Genomic DNA, 24,691 nt, shown 5'->3' with positions numbered 1-24,691 from the left:
TGTTTCTTTTTGTTGTTTATCGCACAGGGTTGTGTACGGTTACTAGTTTTGTTCCATCTGGAAATGTTGCTTCAATCTGTATATCATGAATCATCTCCGCCACGCCTTCCATCACATCTTCTTTACGAAGCAATGTCGCGCCATATTGCATTAATTCGGCTACTGTCTTGCCGTCTCGTGCACGTTCCATAAGTTCACTGCTAATAAGAGCAATGGTTTCAGGATAATTTAATTTTAAGCCTCGGGCTTTTCTCTTTTGAGCCAATTCTCCAGCTGTGTGCAGCATTAGCTTCTCAATCTCTCTTGGTGTTAAGTGCATAGTAAAATATTTTGGGTTATGTAAATAGAGATCCGCATAACTGATCTCTTTTTTTTAGATCAATAATGATTTCTTTAGATAATAAAAATGGATTAAATGGGGTGATAAGTACATTATCCGGCATAGAATGCTACTTGGACAAGTATAAAGATGTATTTTCTAGAACAAAAAATACACCTGTCTTATTTGCTGCAAAACGTGGTAATAACTTGCAGATAATAAGTATTTTGCTAAAATTTGAGCATAAAACCACTCAAGATAAAAAATCTAAGTTTATCTTGAACGCAATGCGCTAAATTCAATTAAGCAGTTAAAAAAAATTAAATGTGGATTTTCAGGCTATGAAATAGGATATTTCGTGACGTGTTTCTAAAAGGAATTATGTTTCTTTCCCATATTCCTTGACTGTTTAATTTTATATTTTCTACATAAACAAAACAATCGTCCTTTAAATTTTTGAAATTTAAGTTAAATGGAGAATCAGGCAAAGAACTGCTAGATTTTTCCGTTTCAAAAGTATTCTCCAATAAAACAAATTTCAACTCATCAGAATCTGAAAGTGCTTTATTTACTGTTGACTTATTGGTGGTTTGCGTCTCAAAAACTGATGAAGTCGCTTTGTGAGTATTCATTCTCTTCACAACAGAGTTGCTATAACTACTTGGAATAGTTAAGAGGCAAATTTGTAAGAATAAAATGTAAGCTAACTTCATCGAGAATATTTCAATTATTAGAGAATTGTTCTTTTATACTCGCAAAATTAGTGGGGTTGAAATACAATTGAGTAGCACAAATCTTGACTTTTCTTTTCCAAATTTAGAAATAATACAACTTTAACATATTTTTTTATGCTCACCAGAGTCAAATCTTTTAGTTTCCAAATGTAATTCAGGCAGTCTTTTTAATTAAAGCAACTCTACTTTTACACTATTTATTTTTCCTTCAAACTTAAAAGGCGCTTTTTTGTAATAACGAATAGAAACTGGTCCTCCTAAATCTTCTCCAACATCAAAAGTTTCGCTGGCTGTAAAGGCTACATGAACTGTACGTTTCACTTGTCCTTTCGCATATTCTTTGCCATCAACCGTAATTACAATGTCGGCGGGTGGAGACTTAAAATACGGTCGTAATTATTATGATTATCAGGAAGGAACTTTAGTATTTATATCTCCAGGACAGACGATTGATGTAGAAAACAAAGTAGATTATTACCAGCCTGCAGGACATGGATTGGTTTTTCATCCCGATTTAATCCGAGGTACAACACTTGCTAAAAGTATTACTGAATATAGTTTTTTTGGTTACAATACTAGCGAAGCTTTGCATTTGTCCGAAAAAGAAAAACAACTTGTTTTTGACTGCTTTAATAAAATTGAAATTGAATTAAAACAATCTATAGATAAGCACAGTAAAAAACTTATTGCTTCTAATATTGAATTGTTTCTGAATTACTGTGAAAGGTTTTACGACCGCCAGTTTATTACTAGAGATACTACCAATAAAGGAATTGTTGAAAAATTTGAAGAATTATTAAATAGTTATTTTTCTTCTGACAAACCAAATACAATAGGACTTCCATCTGTTGCCTATTATGCAGGAGAGCTTAATTTGTCTCCAAATTATTTTGGTGATTTAATTAAAAAAGAAACAGGGAAATCTGCTCAGGAATACATTCAAAATAAAATTATTGAAACGGCAAAAGACAAAATATTTGATTCTACAAAAACCATCAATGAGGTGGCTTATGAATTAGGTTTTAAATACCCACAGCATTTTACTCGTTTCTTCAAGCAACATGTTGGCAGTACTCCTAATGAATACAGGGTAATGAATTAAGAAAAAAAAGCTTTCAATAAATGAATGAAAAATTAAGCGCTAAAGTAAAAAACGTTAATTCCTAGGAATTAACGTTTTTTTTATGCCATCATCTTATCACCTATTAATATCTTAAAACTATATTTAAAAAAAGTGGCAGAATTTAAAAAAAACTGCCACTGGAAAGATATAATTCTAATTTGAAATTAAAATATTATTTTTTTTGATGTCCTACCCCCGTCTTCAAAAAATACCCTAATTAGGAATACTTGACTGCCAGAGTTGATGCTATCAATCTCTAAATCAAATGCTTTTAACTGCCCAATATTGTAAATCAGCCTTCCTGCCGCATCATAAATTGAAACTTGCTCCATAGCGGTCTTATAAGATTTTAATGTGATAACTTTATTTTTTGAAGCAACTATTAGATTTTCGGGATTATTATCAAATTGAGCATTCCCTAAACTTGCTTTGGCAGTATAGCGAATTATAAAACGATCTACAAAAGTTCCTTTTTCTGTTGAAAATGTATAAGCACCTTTTTTCAAATTATGCACAATACCAGTCTCTTTATCCTCTAGATAAATATCCTGATCAGCTAAATCGCCATCTGCATGATCAATTGAAATGTTTAAATCTCCGACAATTTCAGATCTGTAACCAAGAGGAACTGTATCGCTGAGAAGAAACGGCAGACCACGTGCCTGAATCACCAGTTTCTTTCCTTCGTTAATGCTATAAAAATCCGCATATTTATTTGCATCCAAGGAAACGGCATCATAATTAAAATCAAAACCATTAGTTGCTCCTTCTATATAACCAAGTAAAAGCTGCTTAAAAAGACCTTCATTATTAGTCAGATTAAGCCATACCCGATGTCTTTCAATTGCGGGAACATCCTTGTAATGTAATATGGATTGATGACTGTTTTGAAATACAGGCTTGCAAAAGACAGAATGGGCATTTAGAGAGTTTAATAACACAAAAGAAATTAAAAGTATAAAATTTGATGAGTATTTTTTTTTCATAACGTAAAATTTAATAAGTAGTAAGTGGGTAAATAAATTTGATGCTCTTTACTCTAAAATAATCTTAAACACTTGATTACGTTTTAGCTAAAATTAGAAGAGTAAATTATAATTTGACAAAAAAAGAAAGGAGGTGAATTTGAGTTTACAGCCATAAAAAAAAGATATTTTATTAGTAGGATCTAGCACTATGCTTAAAATAAATTTATAACTGAACACTAAAAATTCATTTATATCTATACCTCTAAAAGTTACAAACATCCCACTTACAAGGAAGGTTTAGCGGTAAAAACATTCTTTTATAGAAACCGAGACGGAATCGGAAAATTTTCTATAGTTTCAATCACTGGCATGTAAGCCAGTAATTGAATTTCTATATCTATTAAGACTGTAAGTTTTTACTATTCTAACAGCTTTTAGATTATTGATATTGATTCAATTCAATCTCAAAAGGATTAAGTAAAAAGAATCATAAACTTCCCCCAAAAAGTCTATCAAACATCTTAAATAGAAGTGTCTTTTATAACAATTACAAATTTGATTGATTTAGCGGTATAATTACAAGATCACAAGGGAGTAAAATATTCTTAATAGTTATAATATTTAACTTCAAAGGTCTTTTTTACAGTACAATCGAAAATATATAACAGTAGTAAATTATCGTAATCTGTGTTGCAAATAATCCAATTTCTTTAAATCTTGCATAAATTGAATTAGCTTTTGTAATGCAGTCGTCACAAAAAAATCCCGTTTCTTTCGAAACGGGATTTTTCTTTATTCATTTTTTTATATTGTTCTACTTCAAATCAATATCCACTTTATCAATTATTCCAGTAAACTTAAACGGAAGCTTATACGAATATGCAACTGGAGATCCGGTATCTTCGCCAATTCCGAAAGTATCGATTCCGAAACGCGCGGCAACTGTTTTATCAATTCGGCCTTCGCCAACTAATTTATTATTGATATACAATTTTCCAGTTCCGCCTTTTCCAGTTCCTCCGCCATCATAAGCAAAATCAAATCGTACAGTACTTTTTCCAATCGGAAGTGATTCTTTTGAAGTAATGACATAACGGGCTTCATCAAAATAATTGTAATGATATACCAGTTTTCCGTTCTGCACGTACAATGCAAATCCGGCAGAACTTCCTCCTGAAGCCACAATAATACCGCTGTCTGATTTCGATTTCAGCTCAATTTCGGCTGTAATGCTATGCGATTTATTTTTAGTATTTGGCGAAGCCGTTTCAGCCAATCGTGTTGCTCCCTCATAAAAGGTAAAATGCTTGCGTTTAGGATCTGACGGCGTAGGTTTTGGCGAAATTAATCGGCCTGTTCCTCTGTCATCTAACGGATAAACATTATACTTTTTCGCTTCTTCATCAAATATTGCTTGTAGTTCCTTAAGTTTTTCAGGATATTTTTTAGCCAAATCAACAGATTCGCTATAATCTTCATCAATATTATAAAGCTCCCATTTGTCTTTATCCCAGTTTCCTGGAGCAAAATCCTGTCTCCATGGGAAAGTATGTTGTGTTGCAGCAACCCAGCCGTTATCATAAATTGCTCTATTACTAAAGATTTCAAAATATTGTCTGGTTCTAACCGGTTTTGCATTTTTATCTGTAAAAGTAGATAAGAATGAAACACCATCCATAGGTTTTTGCTCCACGCCATCAACCGTTTTTGGAGTCGGAAGATGAGAGGCATCTAAAACGGTAGGAAGTACATCAATCAAATGCACAAACTGACTGCGCATTCCGCCTTTATCTTTAATTACTTTTGGCCAGCTAACTACCATTGGGTTTCGGCTTCCGCCAAAGTGAGATGCCACTTGTTTAACCCATTGAAAAGGAGCATTTCCTGCCCACGCCCAGCCAACAGGATAATGTGGCTCTGTATTAGGATTTCCAATTTCATCAAGATGCTTTAGATTATCAGCCAAAGGCGTTGCAATTCCGCTCAATGCTTTTATTTCGTTGACTGTTCCTTCCATTCCTCCTTCAGAACTTGCTCCATTATCTCCAACAATATAAAATATCAATGTATTATCTGCATCTGGAAGTTTGCTGATAGCTTCTAAAAGCCTTCCTGTTTCATGATCTGCAAACGAAAGATATCCAGCATAATTCTCCATTAAGCGCGCAAATAATTTTTTCTGATCTGCCGAAAGTTTATCCCAAGGCGTAACCCAATCAGGCCTTGGAGTCAATTTAGTTCCTTTTGGTATAATTCCCATTTTCAACTGGCGTTCGTAAGTTTCTTGTCTCACTACATCCCAACCTTTGTCAAATTGTCCTTTAAATTTATCTCGCCATTCTTTTGGCGCATGATGCGGAGCGTGTGCTGCACCAGGAGCAAAATATAGCATAACCGGTTTTTGAGGTGCCACTGATTTACTGTATTCTAGCCAATTGATCGCTCTATCGGTCATATCGGTCATAAAATGATAGCCTTGTTCTGGCGATTTGTCTGGTTCTACTGCTTTTGTATTTTCAAAAAGAACTGGATAATATTGATGCGTTTCACCAGCATTAAATCCGTAAAAGTAATCAAACCCTAAACCAGTAGGCCAGCGATCAAAATGACCAGTAACAGATGTTTCCCAATCTGGCGTATTGTGATTTTTTCCAAACCAGCTGGTGCTGTATCCGTTTCCTTTTAATATTCTTCCTGAAGTTGCGGTCGTTTTTGGAATCATACAGTTATAACTTGGATATCCTGTTGCCCATTCGGCCAAAAAGCCAGAACCTGCATTGTGATGATTTCTACCCGTTAGCAACGCTGCACGTGAAGGACCACAGATTGCAGTGGTATGAAAACGGTTATATTTTAAGCCATTTGCAGCAAGTTTATCCAGTTCTGGAGTTGGAACCGGCCCGCCAAAAGTGCTTACCTGCCCAAAGCCAACATCATCTAAAAGGATAATAATAACATTTGGCGCTCCTTGTGGCGGAGTTACCAATTTTGGCCATTCTTCTTTCGAATCTTTATACGTTTTGCCAATCTTACCGCCAAAAGCAGGCTCAGGAATCGGGAGTATGGTTCGGTCTAATTCTCCGGAATCAGTTTTTTCTGTTACAGAATCGGTTTTTTGCGATTGATTGCAGCTGAAAAGAAATACAGCTAAAATGAAAAGCAGTTTCGGGCTAATAAACGATTTCATATTACGAGATTTTGTTATTCGTAATAAATTTACAAACATGCCTTTTACAAAATCTTCTAATGATGTTTCAAATTATAATTTGCAACAAAGTTTTTACGACTTTAAGCTATACATTTCCACTCTTTTCTAAATTAAATGACAACTTTGTATTATCTATTAAAACAATTTAACTTATCAACTATTTTATTTTAATACTATTCTTTCTGTAATTGCTTTGTTCGAAGAAGCCTCAATTCCGGTAACTTCGGCATACTTTACATTGGGCAGCCAAAAAGAACCTCCTTCAATACGCACAAATATTTTTTCTACTTGTATTCTTTTCTGATTTACACTTACAAAAACATGATATTTTTGATCTGAATCTATCTTTTTTAAGGTTAATGGTAACTTTTTATACGATACAAATTGAAGCTCAAATTCCTCATTATTCAAGACTTTGCTTTCTATTCCGTAGGCAAATTTGCGTTGTATGTAATTAAAGTCTTTTTTCTCTCCTTTCTCGGCATATCGAATCCAATATCCTTTTATCGGATTCTCTTTATCTATTTTTCCATTTTCTTGGTAGTTTATGGCATAAATAGCAGTGTTTATATTAGGGTCCCTCTGAATGTAAAATAGCATATTATCTACGTTTTTAGGCGTGGGAAAATTTAATGGCGAAGGATTTTTAGCTTGTGCCGATAGATTTTCGGAAATTATAGTTACTAAGATCGTTAGAACGATAAGTGATTTTGTAAAATATTTAAATGATAATTTATTCATAAACGAAATATTTGTATGAAGTGTTGGGTGCATTTATTTTAACACATAGAAACATAGCTACAGGATGGCTACAAAGGCGTTTCACTTGCTTAAAACAAACATAGCTATGTGTTAAGAAACTAGTTTCTTTTTAATATTCTTTTTACACATCTAATTCCGAAGCTTCTTAACTATGTTTCTATGTGTTAAAACAATCACACCCAAAAGATTAATTTGATTTGATTATATCCTGTTTTTGGTTGGTCTTAAAAACCCAATATTTTATCATTGGGTAATTAAATCCATAAGAAACAAAACTGTCGATGATTAATCTTCCGATTCGGTAATCGATTTGAAATGCTTTTTGCAAAATAAACGTACCAGATGACTTTAAAGAAATGCTTCCTAATACAACCAACGCAAATTTAAAAAGCTGACTATTAATGCGGCTATTATAACCGCATTGATTTTTAAACACCCAAAATCTATTGATGCTGAAATTGATGATGGCGCCAACGGTTCCTGAAATTAGAATAGAGAAGGTAAAATGCAGTTTACATAGTTCTGTTAATAGAATCATTAAACCATAATCGGTAATACCACCCAAAAATGCCGCAACTTGCGCCTGCAGAAAAGTGACAATCGCTTTCTTCTTGAACATTTCAGCCTTGATTTTTATCTTTTAAATCTCCCAACTTTAAGAGTTTCAAGCTGTCTATGGTATTAATTATAAATAACGCAATGGTGATTAAGCCTGCCAAATAAGTTATAGATCCAGGAAATAAAACTTCTGTAATTAAAATTAAAGCAATAATAAACCGAAGTTCTGTTGGACCAACTAAGCCAGAATCTATACTGTATTGATCTGTAATTTTGTAGCGCAACTGACTGATGATAATCGACCAGCCATACAATGCAACAAAAGCAAAGGCTAATACTTGTGTGCCATTTTCAGCATAAATGTAGTAGCCAAAGCCTATAAGTACAATACCGATCCAATCGGCGATAATATCGAGTGCAAAACCATACCAACGTCGCGGAATATTTCTATAATAAGCCAATCTTCCGTCTAAAGAATCGCCTAACCAATTTATAGCCAATCCGATAATACCCAAAAGCAAATACCAATTGGCCAAATAAGTTCCTAAAACAAAAGCTAAAAAAACGAATCCTGAACCAAGCGTTCCAAGTAAAGTAAGCAAGTTGGGCGAAATGAATTTAGGCACTTTTGGAAGCAAAAATACAATAGTTAACTGTTCTGCTCTTTTTAAAATATTAGTTCGCTTGCGGTCCGAAAATGTTCTTTGCGCAATTGTACTATACTCCTCCACCTGTATTTCTTTTCCCATTATTAGCCCAATATTTGTAACCCTGAGAGGATTGCCAATTCTACCTTTGCAATTTTCAATTTGATTTTTCTTTGCTTACTTTTAAAGAAATCGCTGGCACTTTTTAGTTTACCTGATCTAACCAGATAACTAAATGCGAGAACAATCAGCATAATTATTTAACAATACCTGCAAAACGTTGATAGAAAACCGTTGGACTGTTCTCGTTTTTAGGAGCATATTTTCCTGCTATAATCGGAATATAAATAACCCTTCTTCTACTCTCTTCGCCACGGATAGAGGATTGCGCTACTCTGTGCCACAAACGGCCATCGTGAATAGTTAAATCTCCAGCTTCCGGATTAATAGAAACTTCCTCTGGATCGGCTTGATGATCTAAAAAGTATTTTTTACGAAAAAGCATTTGATAAATACTTTGCTTATGTGTACCTGGAATGATTTTAAGACCGCCATTTTCAGGTTTCAAAGTACTTAAATGAATCCCCACATTTAACATCGGGTTTAGTTTTCCACCATAAAAAATATCTCTTAAACCGTCTGTGTGCCAGCCCATTTTTGTAAACTTACTTTCTGGCCCGTTGATATAATGATTGAAAACCATTCCGTCTTTTTCTTCAGTTCCCAATCTAGCTCCATCGCCTGCCAATGGTAATAAACCATTAAATCTTGGATCAAGTAAAAGTCCGCTTAAGGCTTGATGATGCTGATTGATAAAAGCAAAACGCTGTACAATAGGAGAACCATCTAAATCTTTTCCGAATTTGATAGGAACACCATTTACTTTTTGAAGATTGTTTTCAATCCATTTTTGCTCCACTTGTTTGGAAGCTTCAATGATGGATGAAACCGTTTCCGGATTTATGAATTTTTTAAAATGGATAAAGCCATGTTCGTTAAAAAAGTTTATTTGCTCATTAGTTAATTGCTCAGTAAGAGTGAAGGTTTTATAAGAAGATCCCATGATAATATAGATTTAATAAATGAAATAATAGTGTTTATAATTTTGTCTAAAAGATTGCTGCAACAACAACAGCAACAACACATTCGCATATTTGCTTGCATTCGACCTTTAGGAAAATTAAACGTATTTTTTCTTTTATCTGACATACTCTATAGAATTAGTAGAATTTAATACAAACATAATATATATTTTTTCTTTTGCAAAGAATATTTTTATATTTTTTTCGAAAAAAATTAGATTTTATAAATCCCAGCTGCCGTTTTTTCGATAAAAGCCTTTGGTAGTATGCGGTTGGCATAAACTGAAATGATATTGGTAAAACCAGGAATAACTTCCGATTTTTTACTGAACATGGCTTTTACCGCCATTTTTGCCACTTCATCGGGCTGCATATTAAACTTTTCTGCCATTTTGTTTAAAGCGCTTAAACCAGCTCTTGCGGCAAAACCAGTATCAACTGAACCTGGACTAAAACAGGTTACCGAAATTGAAGTTTGTGCCAATTCGAAACGCAAGGCACGGGTAAACGACAAAACGAAAGCTTTTGTAGCAGAATAAACCGCAAGCGTAGGCACAGCCTGATAGGCAGCGGTACTCGATATATTTAAAATGTAGGCTTGTTTTTGTTGTGAAAGTATGGGAACTAATAAATGCGAAAGCTCTACCACTACATTCATGTTGAGCTGCATCATGCCAAGCTGATCGCTTAGAGCAGACTGACTAAAATCGCCCCACACGCCATAACCAGCATTATTAACTAGAATTCCAAGTGGATAGTTATTACTTTTTATCCAATCGGTTACTATTTGCGATGCGCCATTTGTTGAAAGATCAAGAGATAAAATAAAAGCATTGATGCCGTATTTATCTTGAAGATCATTAGATAAGGCTTTTAATTCCTCCTCACTTCTTGCAACAAGCAATAGCGGATAACCCTGTTTGGCCAATTCATAAGCAATAGCTTTTCCAATGCCTTTGCTGGCACCCGTTATTAAGGCATACGGTTTCGTTTTTTCGCTCATTTTCTTCATTTTAAAGTATTCAAATATAAAAATTAATTGTAAACCGCTGAACAACCAACTTTCATAATGGTTATTCCTAACCCTATTCGCCGGCACTTATTTCACCCAATATACCAACAAGATATTCAAACCGATTCTGAATAAATTCTAAAAATCAACCGCTCTTAAACTATCGAAAATAGTATAGTTAAAAAAAATACTATTTTTATAGTAACAAATGATTGAAGTTTATGGAATTGGAAGAAGAAAAAAATCAAGACAAAGTTACACTTCAGAAAGCTCAAATCAAGCCTTTCCTCACAGTCAATAATGGATTAAAAGCGGTTAAATTTTACGCTGACGCTTTTGGCGCTGTTGAATCTAAAAGATTTGAAATTGATAACAACAAAATATCTTCTGTTTTGCAAATTGAAGGCGCCGAATTTTATCTTAGTGACGAAACACCTTGTGATGGCATTGAAAATCCAGCATTTAACACACTAATCAGAATAATTTTAGAAACTAAAAATGCAGATAAAATATTTGAAAATGCACTAAAATTTGGTGCAATACAGATTTGTCCCATGGTAACCGAAGAAGACTGGAGAATTGGAAAGCTAAAAGATCCTTTTGGACATATATGGGAGATTGGCTATCAATTATAAGAAAACAATAGCAATTGAGAGTACCACCCAAAATGAGTTAAAGAAAAGTTATAATTCAGACAACTGCATTTAAATGAATATTTTTTCATTTAACTTTACTATATGAGACCATTAGATCCGGATAAAAGAGAGAAAATTTTGAAATCTGTATATGTACTTACAGGCAAACAGGGATTAGCAAGCGTTACTATTTCTGGCATAAGTAAAACCGCCGAAGTTGCTGCAGGAACACTTTACATCTACTTTAAAAACAAGGAGGAAGTTGTGCAATTGGCCTATGCCGCTGTAGAGGATAAAATGACGCAGGCCATGTATCGGGACTTTGACATTAATATACCCGTAAGGCAATCACTTAAGAAGATTTACATCAATATGCTTAACTACAGGCTAAATCATTATGATGAAACCGTATTTATCGACCAATATCAACAGTCGGGTTACATACATCTCAATTTCTCCAAACAACTGGCCGAGTACGAAAAACAGAATAAACCTCTTTATGATCTTTTAGAAAAAGGACAGCGAGAAGGAATTATAAAAGCGCTGGATGCCATTATACTAATCAGCTTTTTTGATGGTGCGGTACGCTCCTGCTCTACAGGCATCATACAAAAGTTATTTCCATTAAGCCAGCAGCTCATCGATGACTGCTTTGATTTGGTGTGGAGAGGCATAAGCTAATAATTTTAAGTTTAAATGAATAATTTTTCAATTAACATATTTTAATACTATATATCATGAGCATTTTTAAAGACAAAACAATTATCATTACTGGAGCAGCTATGGGGCTCGGACTAGCAGCAAGTAAAGCAGTAGCAGTAAAAGGAGCCAATCTGTCAATTGTAGATTACAATGCCGAAGCACTAGAAAAAGCAAAAGCAGAAATCCGTTCAGTTGCTCCAAATGCAAAAATTATAACCATAATCGCTGACGTTTCAGACGAACAGGCTGTCAAAAATTATGTAGACAAAACAGTTCAAGAGTTTGGCCGTATCGATGGATTCTACAATAATGCAGGTATCGAAGGAAAACAGGCCTCAATAGTGGATTATGACATCAATATATTTAAAAAAGTAATTGACATCAATCTTATGGGGGTCTATTATGGTCTAAAATACGTGATCCCGGTAATGCAGAAAAACGGCGGAGGAAAAATTGTAAACGTAGCTTCTGTAGGCGGAATCAGAGGGGTTATTAATCAGATGCCTTATGTAGCAAGTAAACATGCCGTTTCGGGTATGACTAAAAATGCAGCAATAGAATATGGTAAAGATGGAATTTATACCAATGCAATCGCGCCTGGAGCTATCCTTACTCCAATGGTGGCAGAAGCTTTTAAACAGGTAAACCCATCAGATCCTAAAGCTGCCGAAACAACATACGCACAAAGAAACCCTACAAGAAGGTTAGGAAAACCTGAAGATGTAGGTAACCTTGTTGCATTTCTCCTTAGCGATGAATGCCAATATGTAAATGGACAAACCATTGCTATTGATGGAGGGGAATCAAACCTTTATGGTAATTCTTAAATCAAGATATTTTATGTAGAAACGGATTGCAGCATAGCCTGTAATCCGTTTTTCTTTTTATAGTCGTTTTCTAAGTTAAGCCTTCGCAAATTCTATTTCTAACGAAATGTTTTTTTTAACAGTAAAAAGTTAATTCGTATTTTTAATGTTAAACAAAATCAATATGAAGCAGCGTAAAATATTTATTTTATTCGTTATATCTATTTTTGTATCCTCATGTTCAACCGTTTTGAATAGTCCAAAAATTGATTATCTCACCAGCAATTACTGCCAGCCTACCATTGAATATGATTATTCTAAACTCGAAATTTTCCCGAATAAAACATCTAATAACGACAGTATTCTAAAAGCTAATTTATCGCAGCATGATATCCTGATAAGCAAGGCTATTGGTATTGAATCTTATCTTTCAGAATATCTTCAAACCAAAAAAGACACTTTAAAAAGACTAGTTTTAAAACAAAAAATTACCGATCGTTTAATTCTTACCAGCATAGAGATAAATGCACTGGCATCAGAATTAGATTGTAATGGCGAACGTATCGATAAACTGGCCAATTTTGTAAACGATATCAACAATAAAAAAACCAGAAATCTTACCGTCGCTTCTGTAACTATTGGCGCATTAACTACTGTAGCTACTGTTTTAATAAAAAACAATAACGCTAGTGATATTGTTGGTGTCAGCGGCGGATTAGTGAGTGCCGGATTAGGAGCGCTGACTATTGCTCCTAAAGGAAAAAAAATCAACTTAAAACTGGAAAGAAATCTGCTCAGAAATATTTGGTTCAATGATAATTCTAACGGCGCATACCCCAACTCTATCTGGGCGATTCTAAACGAAAAACAATTTAGCAATTCGGGAAAAAATGATCTGCAGGAAAGCATTAAAAACAGATGGTTGCAATACAATTTTGATGGAAAAATAGATGCTCAAACCGAAAAACTCTTTTTTTATGATGGCGGAATTTACTCCGCAGACGATCTGTCTTCAAGGGCCAATATGCTAAATGAATTGCAAGCTACTGTTCGGTCTCTAGAACAAGATTTAAAAAGTTTATCGGTAAGACTTAACAGTATTTAATATGCGCTAAAAATTAAAGTTTGATTTTGTAAAATTCCTAAAAATCCATGAATAATTTTGGCTGTTAAATATACTAAATTATCGATATCAAATTGTTTTCGCTTTATTGGATTACAGCATCAATTGGAATCTTTTTCTTGATTTTCTCCACTCCCCTTTCTCTTATTAATTCTACTGCATCGAGCATTTTGATTACATGAATATAAGGCGTCATCAAGTCAGGATCAGGATCTGCGGCATAAGGCGACAATGAAAGCTCTAAAACTTGATATAGAAACAATTCAAACTCTTGGAGCGTTTTTTCATTAAATGCGTTCTGAAATACTATAAAAGGATTCTCGTATTCTTCTTTAGTTAGAGAAGAAAGTTGAAAAATCTTTTCTTGCGACAAAGATTCATTTACCTTCCATTTTTTGCTTTTCTCTTTTAAACAATAACAAACTCTGAGGAATGATTTTAGAACTGAATACAAAATAAAAACATCTGAAGGATTGTCCTGTTTGTAGACTTTTGTTTTATAACAGTAAATAGTCGCTTCGCTTAAAGTCTGTTTATAATAATCGAGATCTGCATAGACAAAAAAGGCATTAATTACCTTAAATGGATTTCCTACAATATTTCCTGCCCAAAAGCTGGTTTCGAACGGCATTTTATTCTTTTTCATAGTCAATAGATTTAATTTATGTAGCGAAATTCTTCTATTTTAAAAGGATAAACTATTCCAAATACAGATATAATATTCTGACAAAAAAAGTTCTTCTTTAGTATATTTTTTTATCTTTGAAACGCATGATTTTTAGCCGAAATGGCTTTATCTTTGATCTTTTAGAAAAATTGATATTTAGTATGGAACAGAAAATACATCAGGGAAGAAACGTAAAGCGTTTTAGAGAAATGCTTAACATAAAGCAGGAAGCTTTGGCTTATGATCTGGGCGAAGACTGGAACCAAAAGAAAATTTCTATGCTGGAGCAGAAAGATGTAATTGAAGACAGTTTGCTAAAACAAATTTCAGCTGTATTGAAAATTCCTGTTGAAGCTTTTCAGAATTTTGATGAAGAGCAAGCTGTGAATGTTATTGCCAATACTTATTCATTCCAAGACTTTAAAGATAATGCTGTTGCTTCTGGATTTAGCTACCAACCTACTTTCAATCCTGTTGACAAAATTGTTCAATTATATGATGAAAAAATTGCTTTGTACGAAAGAATGTTGAAAGAGAAAGATGAAATGATGGTTAGGCTTGAGAAGTTGATTGGTAAATAATTATTTATAGAAGATATAACAAAACAGAAAAGAGACTGTCGAGTCTCTTTTTTATGTTTTGAAAATGTTTGCTCATAAATACATTCATTTTTTAAATACGGCTGACAAATCTTTTTTCTTTGTCACTATTCCATTGTACTTGATATGCTTTACCATTTATTTGGTCAAGTAAAATGAAATTATATGTATTTTTTGTAGGGTAAAGTGTAAATCTTCCATTTACTTCTTCTGTCGTTAATACGAGTGAATCTGAATTTAATACTAGTTCGCCTTCATAGCCCTCTTGCGATATAGTAAAATGTACTTGCCACATTTTTCCATTTCGAGTATCTAATTTAACAAAAGTCCAATAATTTTCAGTTGGGAATAATTTATAAATTGGATCTTCAACTTGATTTTCTATCAGTTTTGTTGTATTTGTGCTATTTTTAGGAGTTTGTGCTTGTGAAGACAAGACAAATAAAATTAGTAATATATTCAGTATAAAATTCCTATACATAATATTTTTTTATTAAGTTATATCATTCTAATATTTGCATATAAAAGTTAAAATCCTTGATAATAGTCCTCTTGTATATTTGCAATTTCTTCATTATAGTTTTTTAGAAATATTTTGCATTTATCAATGTCTAAATGTTGATTTTTCTTCTCAGGCCAACTTGATAAAATAAGATTATTAAAAAGAATTAAATTTTCAGCTGTCTCATTTGAAAAATTTTGTTGTAAGTTTACAATTATCGTTTCCGGAAGACCTTCCGTTAATTTCTTCATTTTTTTATTTTTTTTTGAATCATTTTTAATATCTTTTAATAAATCACTTTTTTTATTAATTAGAAGATTTAGAATATCAGATTGCTTTCTCAATCCAATAATAGTTACTGAAGAAAAAAGAATGAGCATTATTTTGTGATCATCATCCATAAAATCAGGAAAATCTTCCAGTTTACCAGCATTAAAAATATCTTCCATTTTCAATTTATTGAAAATGGAATTAATGATATCACTATTTCTATTTGTAATTATTAGAAAAGATTTATTAAAAGTTATTAGTTTTCTCAAAATCAATTCATTTAGGTCTATATTTGGAAGTGAGGATAGAAAAGTAAAGGAATTTTCAAAATGTTCAACAAATTCATTTAAATAAGGCACAAGAATTGCTTCTCTGAAAGACTTAAAATCAATATCATAGCATAACTTAAAAATAAAAAAATACTTTTCAGATTTAGAACTTCTATACATCTGATTTAAAATACTCACCTGTCTTTCTTTTGAATCTCTACAAATATATTCCGCAGTAAAATACTCTTGAAAAGATTTGTGAGACCACTTGTATTGTAAACCTTCTTTATTAAATAATGGGACAGCCTTTACAAGATCCTCCGCTAAATCATTGAACTTAAATTTTATGTGAGGTAATCTTTTTGAAATTTCATCAAGATATTTATTAAGAATTGCATCATTATATTCAATTTCTTCTTTTTTAAATGTGTAATAAGCAAATTCCCTTAATATTTGAAAAAAATCATTAAAGCTAAGTTTTGTTTTTTTATTTCGCACAAAACTATCTCCTTTAGTCAAATCATGATCTTGATATAGAGCTTCGAATACATCGTAATAAAATTCTTGAAGTTGAATAGGAATGTTCTCTCTATATTCAAATTTTTTATAAAGTAGAGATACTAATAGAGGACTTTGTAAAAAATCATCAATATTTTCAAAAACATTTTCTTTAAGTTTTTCTATCAATCTCAATGATTTTTCACTATTATTACCAATTTTTTTTATTAATTCAAAAGCCTCACTTTTCTCCATTTTTTTTATTTTAAATTCTTTGAAGTCACTAAAAGTATTTAAAGCTGTTTCTGGCCTAGAAGTTAACAAAAATAGGTTGTTCGATGATTTCGAAATAAAATTTTGTAAATCGGTAGTTACAAATTCTCTGTCAATATCCGAAATTTCATCATAACCATCGAAAAAGAAAATAAAATTTCCCTGAGCAATTAATTTAGTAACTAAGTCCTTTTCAAGAACTTTATCGATTGGATTGAGTTCTGAAATGATTTCTTCAATAATAGTTTTTCTATTTTTAAGTTTTCTCAGTTCGATAAAGATTGGGATACCTTTTTTATATTTTATAACATTTAAAAATAGCCACTTCATGATTGTTGACTTCCCCATTCCGCCATTGTCAACAATTATAACCTTTCTAAATTGTGGAAGAAAATCTTCTTCGTAATTCAAAGTACACACTTTTAAAGGCTTACAATCTATCTCTTCCACTTTGCATTCTAAATTTAGTGGATAATAAAAATCTTCTAATTTTTTTTGCTGATTTCCAAATACTAAAGTTCTTGATGAAGAATAGTGTGTGTATACTCTTTGAATATATTCTTTAAACCTAAATGAAAAATCTTTATTTTCTCTATCCTCTTTAGGTATAATTTTATTTAAAATTGGAGATAGATATGTATCTATTATACTTTCTAGAAGAGCATTATCAGTCATTGTTAATACTCTAAAGAAATATTTAACCAATGAATCATGTTCAAACAGATAGCGAGATAAATCAGAGGGATTTATACATTTTATTTGAATTTTTTCTAATACTTTAAAAATTTCAGCTTTTTGATCATTATAATTAATACTTTTCAATCCAGCATATTTAGAAATTAATTCTTCACAATAATGCTTAATATCTTCTGTTTTGAAATTCTTGTTAAAATTACTAATTAAGGTAATAGAAGTCTCTGCTAAACCTTTAGAAACTGCTAAATAATAAGTGAAATTATCTATATCAGTAATTAAACTTTTGTCATTTATATAATGCAAAACAAATTTTAAAATTTCTTTTAAAACTTCAGGCTTCGTAATGTTTTTGTTGATTTGTTTACATTGGATTAAACCAACATTAGCTCCTTTTTGTGTCAATATACAATCTCTCCCTTTTTCTCCGACACCTTGCATCAAAGCAACACTATCATATTTTTCTATTAAGCTTAAATCTTTTGTCTCTATTCTTAACTGAAAAATTTGGTACAACATGATTTCAAAAATTCTATCACTTAATTCTGTAAATGGAAAAGATTGACCTGAGTAAGCGGTAGGTTTTGAATTAGTTGCTACAATCTCTGTTATTTCACTATTAGTGATTTGTTTTCTTTTCATATTAATCTTTTTATTTGCAATGAAGTTTTTATCAGTTTAAATTATTCTATTATCTCAAAGCTTTCTTTTTACAAAAAACTTAATAATTTAAGCAAGTATATAAATAACCTTTAATTTTTTTACAGGTATTAATACGTGTTTTATTAACCCCGATCGCGCGGATTTGCAATCCGTGCCCGTAAAGTATATCCTAACAAATTTTAAAAAAAAGTCCCCCCGACACTCTACATCTTATAAACATACTTCGCGTTCACATATCCAAAATTACCTGATTGAATCACTTTCACCTGCAGCCATTCCCCATCAATAGCAATAACCATTAAGATATCATATTTTTTAAGGTTTTCTATTACATCATATTCATTTCCTGGACCGTTCACGCAACTTAAGGGTTTCAACATTTACGGCCAGCATATCTTCAGGACTATAGATAATTACCGCTTTTTTTGTCATAGATTCTTTCTTTTCTTTGAATTTAACGGATGTCTCGGAAGTAAAAGAAGTTACCGCAGGTTTTGTAGACGGATTTGAAATCCTGCTCTTTGTAGCTTTAGGTGATGCCGTATACCTAACGGTTTGTGAACGAGAATTACATACCCCGCAACTCCCTCCGCTGGAACAATGTGCACATCTGCTGCAGTTCGAACAGGCACTGCAGTACGCGCTACCGGTACATCTGCCATCTTCTTTAGGTTTTGAATCACAACAACTGGCCACAAGTTTATCGTTCTGTGCACTCGAAGTTAGTACTGTAAAAAAGAAAAGCGTATAAGTAAATATTATTTTAATCATAATAAACCGTTTTATTTTAGACAAACCTAAAGAAAGCTTTTCACAAAAATATACGGTTTTCCGTAATTACGGATATTTCCCGATCGCTCCGATCGCACGGATTTGTAAAAGCATTTTTAAACCCGATCGCGCGGATTTGTAATCCGTGCCCACAAAGTATATCTCACCAGATTTAAAATAACAGTTTAACTATCTAATCTACGTCCTACAAAGAAAGAAAACCAAAATTTAACAAGAAATAATTTATTTTTAGTATATTTTTATTCTAAATGTAAGAAAAGTATGTATATTTAGCATCGAAATAAATTATACTATTTTCATGACTATTGGTAAAATTTTAGACAATTGGGGAGCAGTTAAACACTTTACTTACAAAATACAAGAAGGAGACACTCCTATTTTGGTAGCAGATAAACTCGAAATAACACTCGACGAACTTAGACATTATCATAACTTTAATTGCATAGAAGATCGCGATGTAATAAATGCTGATTTTCCAAGTCACTTAGAATTTCTTCTTTTAAAACCAACAAAACAGGAATCAGATAACGAGCAAGAAAATGCAAAGCCAACTAAAATAATTTTCGATAATGGCTTCAAAATACCCTTCCATAACGTAAGAGGAAAAAATAGCTACATGGTGCTTCAGACAACTGAAAACGAAAAGCATTTGCAAACTATAAAATACAAAGTAAGTGTAGAGTATCTTAAAAAAGATAAAAATGGATATTCTTTATTTGAAATTGATAGAATATCTAAAGTATATTTAAATAATGTTCAAGTTGACACCTTAACAGATGTTATAGCCGAAGAAGTTTCAAACGTTTTGTACCCGCTGCTAATTGTGGTTGATCCAGAAGGAAAATGGATCGACCTCCATAATTTTAGTGCTATACGCGAACGATGGATGGCAAAAAGAAAATCAATCGTAGAAAAAAATGAAAGTGTCGCCATACATAAATATTTAAATACTATAGATTCTATATTAAATGAAGAAGAAAACCTGCTTCAAAATTTATCTGATGATTGGTTTTTAAAAGTCTTCTTTAACGGAGTTCATACTACTTACACCTCCGATTTATCTTTTACAACAGCGGTAGATTTTGCCATTACTCCCAAAGATAATGCTCTAACATTTCAAGTAACTCAAAAAATTGATGAGTTCCTAAATGATGGAAATATGGTGGTAATTGAAAAAAAAGGCACATTGACCAATACATCACAAGAAAGTGCTTTTGAGAAGAATATTCTCTCTGGAAGCTACCATTCTATCTACCACTTAAATCCAAATACTTACTGCATAGAAAATGCAAGTTTAGAATGCGATATTATTGGTGATCTTACTAAAAAAGCGACAGTTAAAATCTACAACCTCAATGACAAAAAAATTATAGCATCTGAGCAAAATCATGACTTTTTTGTGGGCGAAACGATCAAAAAAGAAAGTTTTTTCAAGGATCTTTTTAAACTCCATTAATTAAGAATAAGATAAAATTATGAGCCAAAAACACATTGTTGTAAACGGTGCAACGCTAAAATGTAAGTTTAGCGTAGAGCCCAAACTTGATAAATTAAAAGTAAAAACGCAAAGTAAACATTATGCAAACGATAAAGATGGCAGTGCAAAACTTATAGCGACAGATAAAGAGATAGGTCAAACTCTAGAAAAGAATACTTTCGGCAAATGCAAAAAGCAACCAAACGGAAATGGCGATTATTTACCATGCCAAACTACAATTACCAAATGGAGTGGCTTTTATGAAAAAATAACCTTGTCTAATAACGGCAAAGCATTACTAGAAGACAGTAAAGCGACTTGTCCTGTTGGCGGAACTGATTGTATTGAAGTTAAAAATCACGGGCAAATAGCGGAACCTAGTGAGCAAAATTTTATCAATGCAAATCCAGATGTTCATAATCTAATAAACCCGATGTTTAATATGGCGGAATTTCAGAACGACCTAAACGGAATACCTGAAGCTAAAAAATAATAGTGATGAAATTTTATATCAAAGGAGATTCAAGGCCTATAATTGGCAAAAATGTGTATTCGTTAATGTATACAAAGATGGCTAATGATCAAGAAAAAAAGGGCTGCAATTTTATGTAAATGAAAAAGAGGATAGCCATAAAGAGATAGATGGGACTAAAATTGTAAAACAGCATTGGACAATTTTAAAAAACGGAAAACTGTTTTTAGATTTAGGCAACGATGGTAGAGTTACTTTTAATCAAGCAAGCATAGGAATCAATTACACAATTGCCGTTACGTTTACCGATATTCATGGAGCAAAAGATACTGCCAAACTAAATATTACACCAGTTGCAGGAACACCAAGCATAGAAGAGCTTAAATGGCAAGACCAATATTATCGCGACCTAAAAGGTAAAGCGATTGGTTATTCTGACAATGTCCGTTTGTTTATTCATACGCTAAATATTCCGGCTGGAGACAGGCTTCAAGTAACGATTTGGGAAGACGAAGGTGCAGATGGACACTCTAGCATTTCTAGAAATATGGGAACCTATACCACCTCTCCTGTTGACAAATATGGAAAAGCAGAACTATACTTTAACAACATAAAAGTATATCAAAAAATACTAAACGATAAAGATTATAGAGACGAAAACGAGCACGAATTTTATGCCCAAGTTAAGTATATAGGAAAAATTGACACCATACAAGACACCATACAACTTAAGATTCTAAATGATCTCAAAAAAACTGTTGAACCTCCTAAAAACAATAGTGTTGCAAAAGTCGCTGTTCCTGATAAGCAAAACAAACCTGAGAATAAAGTAGGTGTCAAAGTAACAATTAATGTGTTTTTTGATGGAACGAAAAATAACATGAAAAATACTGAAGCGAGATTAGCTTACGAAAAGAAGAAAAAGGGAATAAAAATAACTCCTGAGGAAGAAATAGCAGTAAAAGCTTTTATAGAAAATAAAGATGCAGGAATTAGTTATGCTAATTATTTTTCGAATGTTGCAATTATGAAAACAATAAATCTCATGGATTTAAAAGAACGAATTGTTTCTATTTATATAGAGGGAGAAGGAACAACAAATCTGGGCAAAGATGATGTAATGGGATATGCTTTTGGCAGTGGAGATATATCCGGAATTCCCGTAAAAGTTCGTAAAGCTTTTACGGGAATACAAACTGAAATAGATAGCTTAAAAAAGAAAAAGTACATAACATCTGATCAGTTTATAAATGAAATAGATGTAAATGTTTTCGGTTTTAGTAGAGGTGCAACAGCAGCACGTAATTTTTTGTCACAAAGAAGAAAATTGCAAGATATGTATAATATTGAATCAGATAAATTCATAATAAATTTTGTAGGTTTATTTGATACGGTTTCGTCCTATGAGGAAGAAGGTTATTTATACAAATACGGTTCAGGATTTTCGCATGATTTTGATAATGATGTTGAAGAACTTAAATTAAAATTAGAGGGAAATATAAAAAAAGTATTTCATCTAACTGCATTTGATGAATATCGATATAACTTCTCTCTTACCAACATAAAAAGCTCTATTGATGCTGGAATTGGCTATGAGCTTTCTATACCAGGTGTTCATAGTGACATTGGAGGTGGCTACGCCGAAATAGAAAAAGAAATAAGAAAATTGCATTTGGAAAAGGGCTTTGATAACATAAAAGAAACTTTAATAAAAGAGGGTTGGTATAACAGAGAACAAATTGCAACCACAACAACTTCAAATGAAGGATTATCGTACACCACACATATGGGTATTAGAATATTACCCCTATCCTATCAATTTATCCCACTAGCCATTATGGTAAGTTTATCTCAAAATTACAAACTAAAATTTGACCAAAAAGAGATTGAAATTAAGTATAATGTTCCAGATGATTTAGCTGATATAAAACAATTGCTTTTAAACTATGCTATAGCAAATGATGGTGCACATTCTAAAATAGTAACCCTAAAAGGTGAAAAACTACATTTTATTCGCAATAAATATCTTCACCGATCTACTCAAGATGAATTAGGATTAGAAGGCAGATACAAAGATGGTAAACCGTATAGAAAAATTATAGATGCTTAAGAGCTAATATTACAAACATTAAAACTTTCAAATAAAATGTCAGATCAAAATAAAAACAGGATACTATCATTATTTCTAATCTTGCTAATTTCTTTTTTATGCAGTTTTTTTTATTCAGATCATTCAAATGGAGAAAAATTAATAACAACAATTCCTGTTTTTACAATTTTGTTTTCTTTCTATGTATATGTTTATGGATTAAAAAAAATGCTTGCAAAAATTTTATTCATACTTCTTATAATATTAAGCATTATGCTATTATTATTAATCTGTTATACAAATGAATTTGTCGAAGGCATGAAACCAAATTAAAATTATGAAGATAAATAGTTTAAACAAAGTTTACATTTTAATAGTTATAATTCTATTAGCATTATTACTAAAAGCTGGATATAATATATGCAAGGAAAGAGGCATGCTAATATTTAATAAGGAAAAGAAAAAAGAAATGCTTATAAAAACAGAAAAATTCGGATGGCTGGCAACTGCAGGTGCAGGTGAAGAATATCCAATGGAAATTGTGAGTGGAAGCTTTATTGCCTCTGATGGCAGTTCTCAATGGATACCAAGTAGAGAAATTTTAAAATCTGGCTGGGGCAATGGAAATGGCGTTTGGGTCGTAGGTGACGAATTGAGAAAAGTACCAGAGCGTATGGAAATAACATGGTTTTCTTATGCTGAAAACAAGTTTTTTTCGGGAGAATTTGAACTACCGCAACAAATAATGTACAACTTATTTAAGAGAGATTATGGAAAAGAAATGCATCCTGACGGATCAGAATTTGATTTAAGATTTTCAGAACTTACAATTGGATTAGCTCCAAAAGGTTTGGTAACGCTATGGATGAGCGGTTTTGCACAAATAGAAATAGGGACTTATCAGGCACACGAAATAAATATGGAGTGGAAAGATTTTTTTAGAGGAGAGGCAAAACGAGAAGTTGTTATAAAAAGCTATCAAGAAGATATGCTTCCTTTTGTACAAGATGAAATAGCACAAAACAAAATAAATAATATTTATTGGAAAGATTTATTAGAAAAATATGAGTATTCTGTCAACTTCAATAAAACAAAAGAATACAAAATATATGATTATGAGATTTGGTTTATTAATCATGAAGCTTTCGATACTAAGAGCAATGATTTGAACTATATTTTGAAGTCTGAAATATCAAAAGCTATTCCTTCAAATATGGTGCTGTTTCTTAAAGATAATTTTGAACGAAAGCTTGAAGTACGTATTGATCTCTGTGTTCCTAAAGAAAAAAAAATAGAAGAAAATTTATCATTGTTTGAGGAACGTAATAAAAACCTAGAGCTGATAAAAATTTTCAAAGCATTCTATGCTCAAAATGAAAATGTAGAATTCTACATTAAATTTAATAAAGAAATTGTAAAAAGCAACATCCGTAAGCCGGTATATTCAGGTAAAGTTTTTCTAAAATCAGCAACATCGGAAGTTGAAATACCAAACTCTACAGTAGCAGTGTATGACGCAGAATAAACAAAATTCTGTTCTACTTCGACCTCTATAGGCATGATGGAAAACCTAATAGAAAAATTATCGACGGGTAATCTTTTCAAAATAATTAATATTTACAACTATAATAAACCTATCAAAAAATGAAAAATAATATAATAAAACATCTAATAATTAGATTAGTCATTCCTTTATTTATCTTATTTCTAATATCGAAATTCGGGGAGACTAATTATGGAGGTTTTGA

25 protein-coding genes are annotated in these 24,691 nt (G+C 32.2%); 12 read left to right on the top strand and 13 right to left on the bottom strand.

Translation table 11 applies throughout. The features are described from left to right. Positions 1-16: 16 nt before the first annotated feature. The gene (ureA, locus tag ACPWTF_RS24355; protein WP_111425036.1) at positions 17-319 is read right to left on the bottom strand and encodes an urease subunit gamma; all 303 of its coding nucleotides are present in this window, start codon (positions 317-319) and stop codon (positions 17-19) included. 65 nt (positions 320-384) lie between these two features. Between ureA and ACPWTF_RS24350 the strand changes: the two genes are divergently transcribed. Next, positions 385-615: a hypothetical protein gene (locus tag ACPWTF_RS24350; RefSeq protein WP_427873678.1), complete on the top strand. Its 231-nt coding sequence runs from the start codon at positions 385-387 to the stop codon at positions 613-615. A 24-nt stretch (positions 616-639) separates the two neighbouring features. Here the strand turns inward: ACPWTF_RS24350 and ACPWTF_RS24345 are convergent, their stop codons facing one another. Together ACPWTF_RS24345 and ACPWTF_RS24340 are read right to left on the bottom strand one after the other, a co-directional pair. Continuing rightward, positions 640-1,032, bottom strand: coding sequence for a hypothetical protein (locus ACPWTF_RS24345; protein WP_427873677.1), 393 nt, complete (start codon positions 1,030-1,032; stop codon positions 640-642). A gap of 192 nt (positions 1,033-1,224) precedes the next feature. After that, positions 1,225-1,374 (bottom strand): hypothetical protein, encoded by a 150-nt coding sequence (locus ACPWTF_RS24340; RefSeq protein WP_427873676.1) that lies wholly within the window; start codon positions 1,372-1,374, stop codon positions 1,225-1,227. A 40-nt stretch (positions 1,375-1,414) separates the two neighbouring features. Between ACPWTF_RS24340 and ACPWTF_RS24335 the strand changes: the two genes are divergently transcribed. After that, positions 1,415-2,155, top strand: coding sequence for a helix-turn-helix domain-containing protein (locus tag ACPWTF_RS24335; RefSeq protein WP_427875786.1), 741 nt, complete (start codon positions 1,415-1,417; stop codon positions 2,153-2,155). 185 nt (positions 2,156-2,340) lie between these two features. On the opposite strand, the gene ACPWTF_RS24330 is transcribed toward ACPWTF_RS24335, so the two are convergent. From ACPWTF_RS24330 to ACPWTF_RS24300, 7 genes are all read right to left on the bottom strand, one after another. Further along, the gene (locus ACPWTF_RS24330) at positions 2,341-3,162 is read right to left on the bottom strand and encodes a T9SS sorting signal type C domain-containing protein (RefSeq protein WP_427873675.1); all 822 of its coding nucleotides are present in this window, start codon (positions 3,160-3,162) and stop codon (positions 2,341-2,343) included. Positions 3,163-3,958: 796 nt separating this feature from the next. Continuing rightward, a complete protein-coding gene (locus ACPWTF_RS24325; RefSeq protein ID WP_427873674.1) occupies positions 3,959-6,331 on the bottom strand; it encodes a sulfatase-like hydrolase/transferase in 2,373 nt (790 codons plus the stop codon). 183 nt (positions 6,332-6,514) lie between these two features. Beyond that, a complete protein-coding gene (locus tag ACPWTF_RS24320; protein WP_427873673.1) occupies positions 6,515-7,093 on the bottom strand; it encodes a DUF4833 domain-containing protein in 579 nt (192 codons plus the stop codon). 208 nt (positions 7,094-7,301) lie between these two features. After that, entirely contained in the window at positions 7,302-7,733 is a 432-nt protein-coding gene (locus tag ACPWTF_RS24315; RefSeq protein ID WP_427873672.1) for a GtrA family protein, read from the bottom strand. A 1-nt stretch (position 7,734) separates the two neighbouring features. After that, positions 7,735-8,421 carry a CDP-alcohol phosphatidyltransferase family protein gene (locus ACPWTF_RS24310; RefSeq protein ID WP_427873671.1) on the bottom strand — a complete coding sequence of 229 codons (687 nt, stop codon included), beginning with the start codon at positions 8,419-8,421 and terminating at the stop codon, positions 7,735-7,737. A 154-nt stretch (positions 8,422-8,575) separates the two neighbouring features. Further along, positions 8,576-9,382, bottom strand: coding sequence for a phytanoyl-CoA dioxygenase family protein (locus tag ACPWTF_RS24305; RefSeq protein ID WP_379799786.1), 807 nt, complete (start codon positions 9,380-9,382; stop codon positions 8,576-8,578). Positions 9,383-9,615: 233 nt separating this feature from the next. After that, the gene (locus ACPWTF_RS24300; RefSeq protein ID WP_427873670.1) at positions 9,616-10,404 is read right to left on the bottom strand and encodes an SDR family NAD(P)-dependent oxidoreductase; all 789 of its coding nucleotides are present in this window, start codon (positions 10,402-10,404) and stop codon (positions 9,616-9,618) included. A 236-nt stretch (positions 10,405-10,640) separates the two neighbouring features. On the opposite strand from ACPWTF_RS24300, the gene ACPWTF_RS24295 reads away from it, so the two are divergent. The 4 genes from ACPWTF_RS24295 (at position 10,641) to ACPWTF_RS24280 (ending at position 13,661) form a co-directional block, all read left to right on the top strand. Next, entirely contained in the window at positions 10,641-11,048 is a 408-nt protein-coding gene (locus tag ACPWTF_RS24295; RefSeq protein WP_427873669.1) for a VOC family protein, read from the top strand. Between the two features lie 102 nt (positions 11,049-11,150). Continuing rightward, positions 11,151-11,729: a TetR/AcrR family transcriptional regulator gene (locus ACPWTF_RS24290; RefSeq protein WP_427873668.1), complete on the top strand. Its 579-nt coding sequence runs from the start codon at positions 11,151-11,153 to the stop codon at positions 11,727-11,729. A 56-nt stretch (positions 11,730-11,785) separates the two neighbouring features. Further along, a complete protein-coding gene (locus tag ACPWTF_RS24285) occupies positions 11,786-12,577 on the top strand; it encodes a glucose 1-dehydrogenase (protein WP_427873667.1) in 792 nt (263 codons plus the stop codon). A gap of 229 nt (positions 12,578-12,806) precedes the next feature. Then, positions 12,807-13,661, top strand: a complete 855-nt coding sequence (locus ACPWTF_RS24280) for a hypothetical protein (protein ID WP_427873666.1) — start codon at positions 12,807-12,809, stop codon at positions 13,659-13,661. 103 nt (positions 13,662-13,764) lie between these two features. Here the strand turns inward: ACPWTF_RS24280 and ACPWTF_RS24275 are convergent, their stop codons facing one another. Then, positions 13,765-14,325, bottom strand: a complete 561-nt coding sequence (locus ACPWTF_RS24275) for a hypothetical protein (RefSeq protein ID WP_427873665.1) — start codon at positions 14,323-14,325, stop codon at positions 13,765-13,767. A 182-nt stretch (positions 14,326-14,507) separates the two neighbouring features. On the opposite strand from ACPWTF_RS24275, the gene ACPWTF_RS24270 reads away from it, so the two are divergent. Continuing rightward, positions 14,508-14,927 (top strand): helix-turn-helix domain-containing protein, encoded by a 420-nt coding sequence (locus tag ACPWTF_RS24270; protein ID WP_427873664.1) that lies wholly within the window; start codon positions 14,508-14,510, stop codon positions 14,925-14,927. Positions 14,928-15,018: 91 nt separating this feature from the next. Here ACPWTF_RS24270 and ACPWTF_RS24265 read toward each other — a convergent pair whose 3' ends face one another. Beyond that, positions 15,019-15,381, bottom strand: a complete 363-nt coding sequence (locus ACPWTF_RS24265; protein ID WP_427873663.1) for a hypothetical protein — start codon at positions 15,379-15,381, stop codon at positions 15,019-15,021. A 92-nt stretch (positions 15,382-15,473) separates the two neighbouring features. Continuing rightward, positions 15,474-18,092 carry an NACHT domain-containing protein gene (locus ACPWTF_RS24260; protein WP_427873662.1) on the bottom strand — a complete coding sequence of 873 codons (2,619 nt, stop codon included), beginning with the start codon at positions 18,090-18,092 and terminating at the stop codon, positions 15,474-15,476. 469 nt (positions 18,093-18,561) lie between these two features. Here ACPWTF_RS24260 and ACPWTF_RS24255 point away from each other — a divergent pair, with 469 nt between their 5' ends. From ACPWTF_RS24255 to ACPWTF_RS24235, 5 genes are all read left to right on the top strand, one after another. Next, the gene (locus ACPWTF_RS24255) at positions 18,562-18,864 is read left to right on the top strand and encodes a hypothetical protein (RefSeq protein WP_427873661.1); all 303 of its coding nucleotides are present in this window, start codon (positions 18,562-18,564) and stop codon (positions 18,862-18,864) included. A 339-nt stretch (positions 18,865-19,203) separates the two neighbouring features. Continuing rightward, positions 19,204-20,361 carry a hypothetical protein gene (locus ACPWTF_RS24250; RefSeq protein ID WP_427873660.1) on the top strand — a complete coding sequence of 386 codons (1,158 nt, stop codon included), beginning with the start codon at positions 19,204-19,206 and terminating at the stop codon, positions 20,359-20,361. 19 nt (positions 20,362-20,380) lie between these two features. Next, the gene (locus ACPWTF_RS24245; RefSeq protein WP_427873659.1) at positions 20,381-20,875 is read left to right on the top strand and encodes a DUF4280 domain-containing protein; all 495 of its coding nucleotides are present in this window, start codon (positions 20,381-20,383) and stop codon (positions 20,873-20,875) included. A gap of 427 nt (positions 20,876-21,302) precedes the next feature. Further along, complete coding sequence (locus ACPWTF_RS24240) at positions 21,303-22,964, top strand: phospholipase effector Tle1 domain-containing protein (protein WP_427873658.1); 1,662 nt, start codon at positions 21,303-21,305, stop codon at positions 22,962-22,964. 316 nt (positions 22,965-23,280) lie between these two features. Next, a complete protein-coding gene (locus ACPWTF_RS24235) occupies positions 23,281-24,468 on the top strand; it encodes a DUF2931 family protein (protein WP_427873657.1) in 1,188 nt (395 codons plus the stop codon). The last annotated feature ends 223 nt before the right edge of the window (positions 24,469-24,691 follow it).

The organism is Flavobacterium sp. MMS24-S5 (genome assembly GCF_050320125.1).
GTDB classification, from domain to species: Bacteria; Bacteroidota; Bacteroidia; order Flavobacteriales; family Flavobacteriaceae; genus Flavobacterium; species Flavobacterium tyrosinilyticum.
This window is presented reverse-complemented; position numbering and strand designations above follow the sequence as displayed.

Coding starts and splice junctions, on each gene's coding strand:
- ureA (WP_111425036.1), bottom strand. CDS start 319: ATGCACTTAACACCAAGAGAGATTGAGAAGCTAATGCTGCACACAGCT.
- ACPWTF_RS24350 (WP_427873678.1), top strand. CDS start 385: ATGATTTCTTTAGATAATAAAAATGGATTAAATGGGGTGATAAGTACA.
- ACPWTF_RS24345 (WP_427873677.1), bottom strand. CDS start 1,032: ATGAAGTTAGCTTACATTTTATTCTTACAAATTTGCCTCTTAACTATT.
- ACPWTF_RS24335 (WP_427875786.1), top strand. CDS start 1,415: ATGTCGGCGGGTGGAGACTTAAAATACGGTCGTAATTATTATGATTAT.
- ACPWTF_RS24330 (WP_427873675.1), bottom strand. CDS start 3,162: ATGAAAAAAAAATACTCATCAAATTTTATACTTTTAATTTCTTTTGTG.
- ACPWTF_RS24325 (WP_427873674.1), bottom strand. CDS start 6,331: ATGAAATCGTTTATTAGCCCGAAACTGCTTTTCATTTTAGCTGTATTT.
- ACPWTF_RS24320 (WP_427873673.1), bottom strand. CDS start 7,093: ATGAATAAATTATCATTTAAATATTTTACAAAATCACTTATCGTTCTA.
- ACPWTF_RS24315 (WP_427873672.1), bottom strand. CDS start 7,733: ATGTTCAAGAAGAAAGCGATTGTCACTTTTCTGCAGGCGCAAGTTGCG.
- ACPWTF_RS24310 (WP_427873671.1), bottom strand. CDS start 8,421: ATGGGAAAAGAAATACAGGTGGAGGAGTATAGTACAATTGCGCAAAGA.
- ACPWTF_RS24305 (WP_379799786.1), bottom strand. CDS start 9,382: ATGGGATCTTCTTATAAAACCTTCACTCTTACTGAGCAATTAACTAAT.
- ACPWTF_RS24300 (WP_427873670.1), bottom strand. CDS start 10,404: ATGAGCGAAAAAACGAAACCGTATGCCTTAATAACGGGTGCCAGCAAA.
- ACPWTF_RS24290 (WP_427873668.1), top strand. CDS start 11,151: ATGAGACCATTAGATCCGGATAAAAGAGAGAAAATTTTGAAATCTGTA.
- ACPWTF_RS24285 (WP_427873667.1), top strand. CDS start 11,786: ATGAGCATTTTTAAAGACAAAACAATTATCATTACTGGAGCAGCTATG.
- ACPWTF_RS24275 (WP_427873665.1), bottom strand. CDS start 14,325: ATGAAAAAGAATAAAATGCCGTTCGAAACCAGCTTTTGGGCAGGAAAT.
- ACPWTF_RS24270 (WP_427873664.1), top strand. CDS start 14,508: ATGGAACAGAAAATACATCAGGGAAGAAACGTAAAGCGTTTTAGAGAA.
- ACPWTF_RS24260 (WP_427873662.1), bottom strand. CDS start 18,092: ATGAAAAGAAAACAAATCACTAATAGTGAAATAACAGAGATTGTAGCA.
- ACPWTF_RS24250 (WP_427873660.1), top strand. CDS start 19,204: ATGACTATTGGTAAAATTTTAGACAATTGGGGAGCAGTTAAACACTTT.
- ACPWTF_RS24245 (WP_427873659.1), top strand. CDS start 20,381: ATGAGCCAAAAACACATTGTTGTAAACGGTGCAACGCTAAAATGTAAG.
- ACPWTF_RS24235 (WP_427873657.1), top strand. CDS start 23,281: ATGAAGATAAATAGTTTAAACAAAGTTTACATTTTAATAGTTATAATT.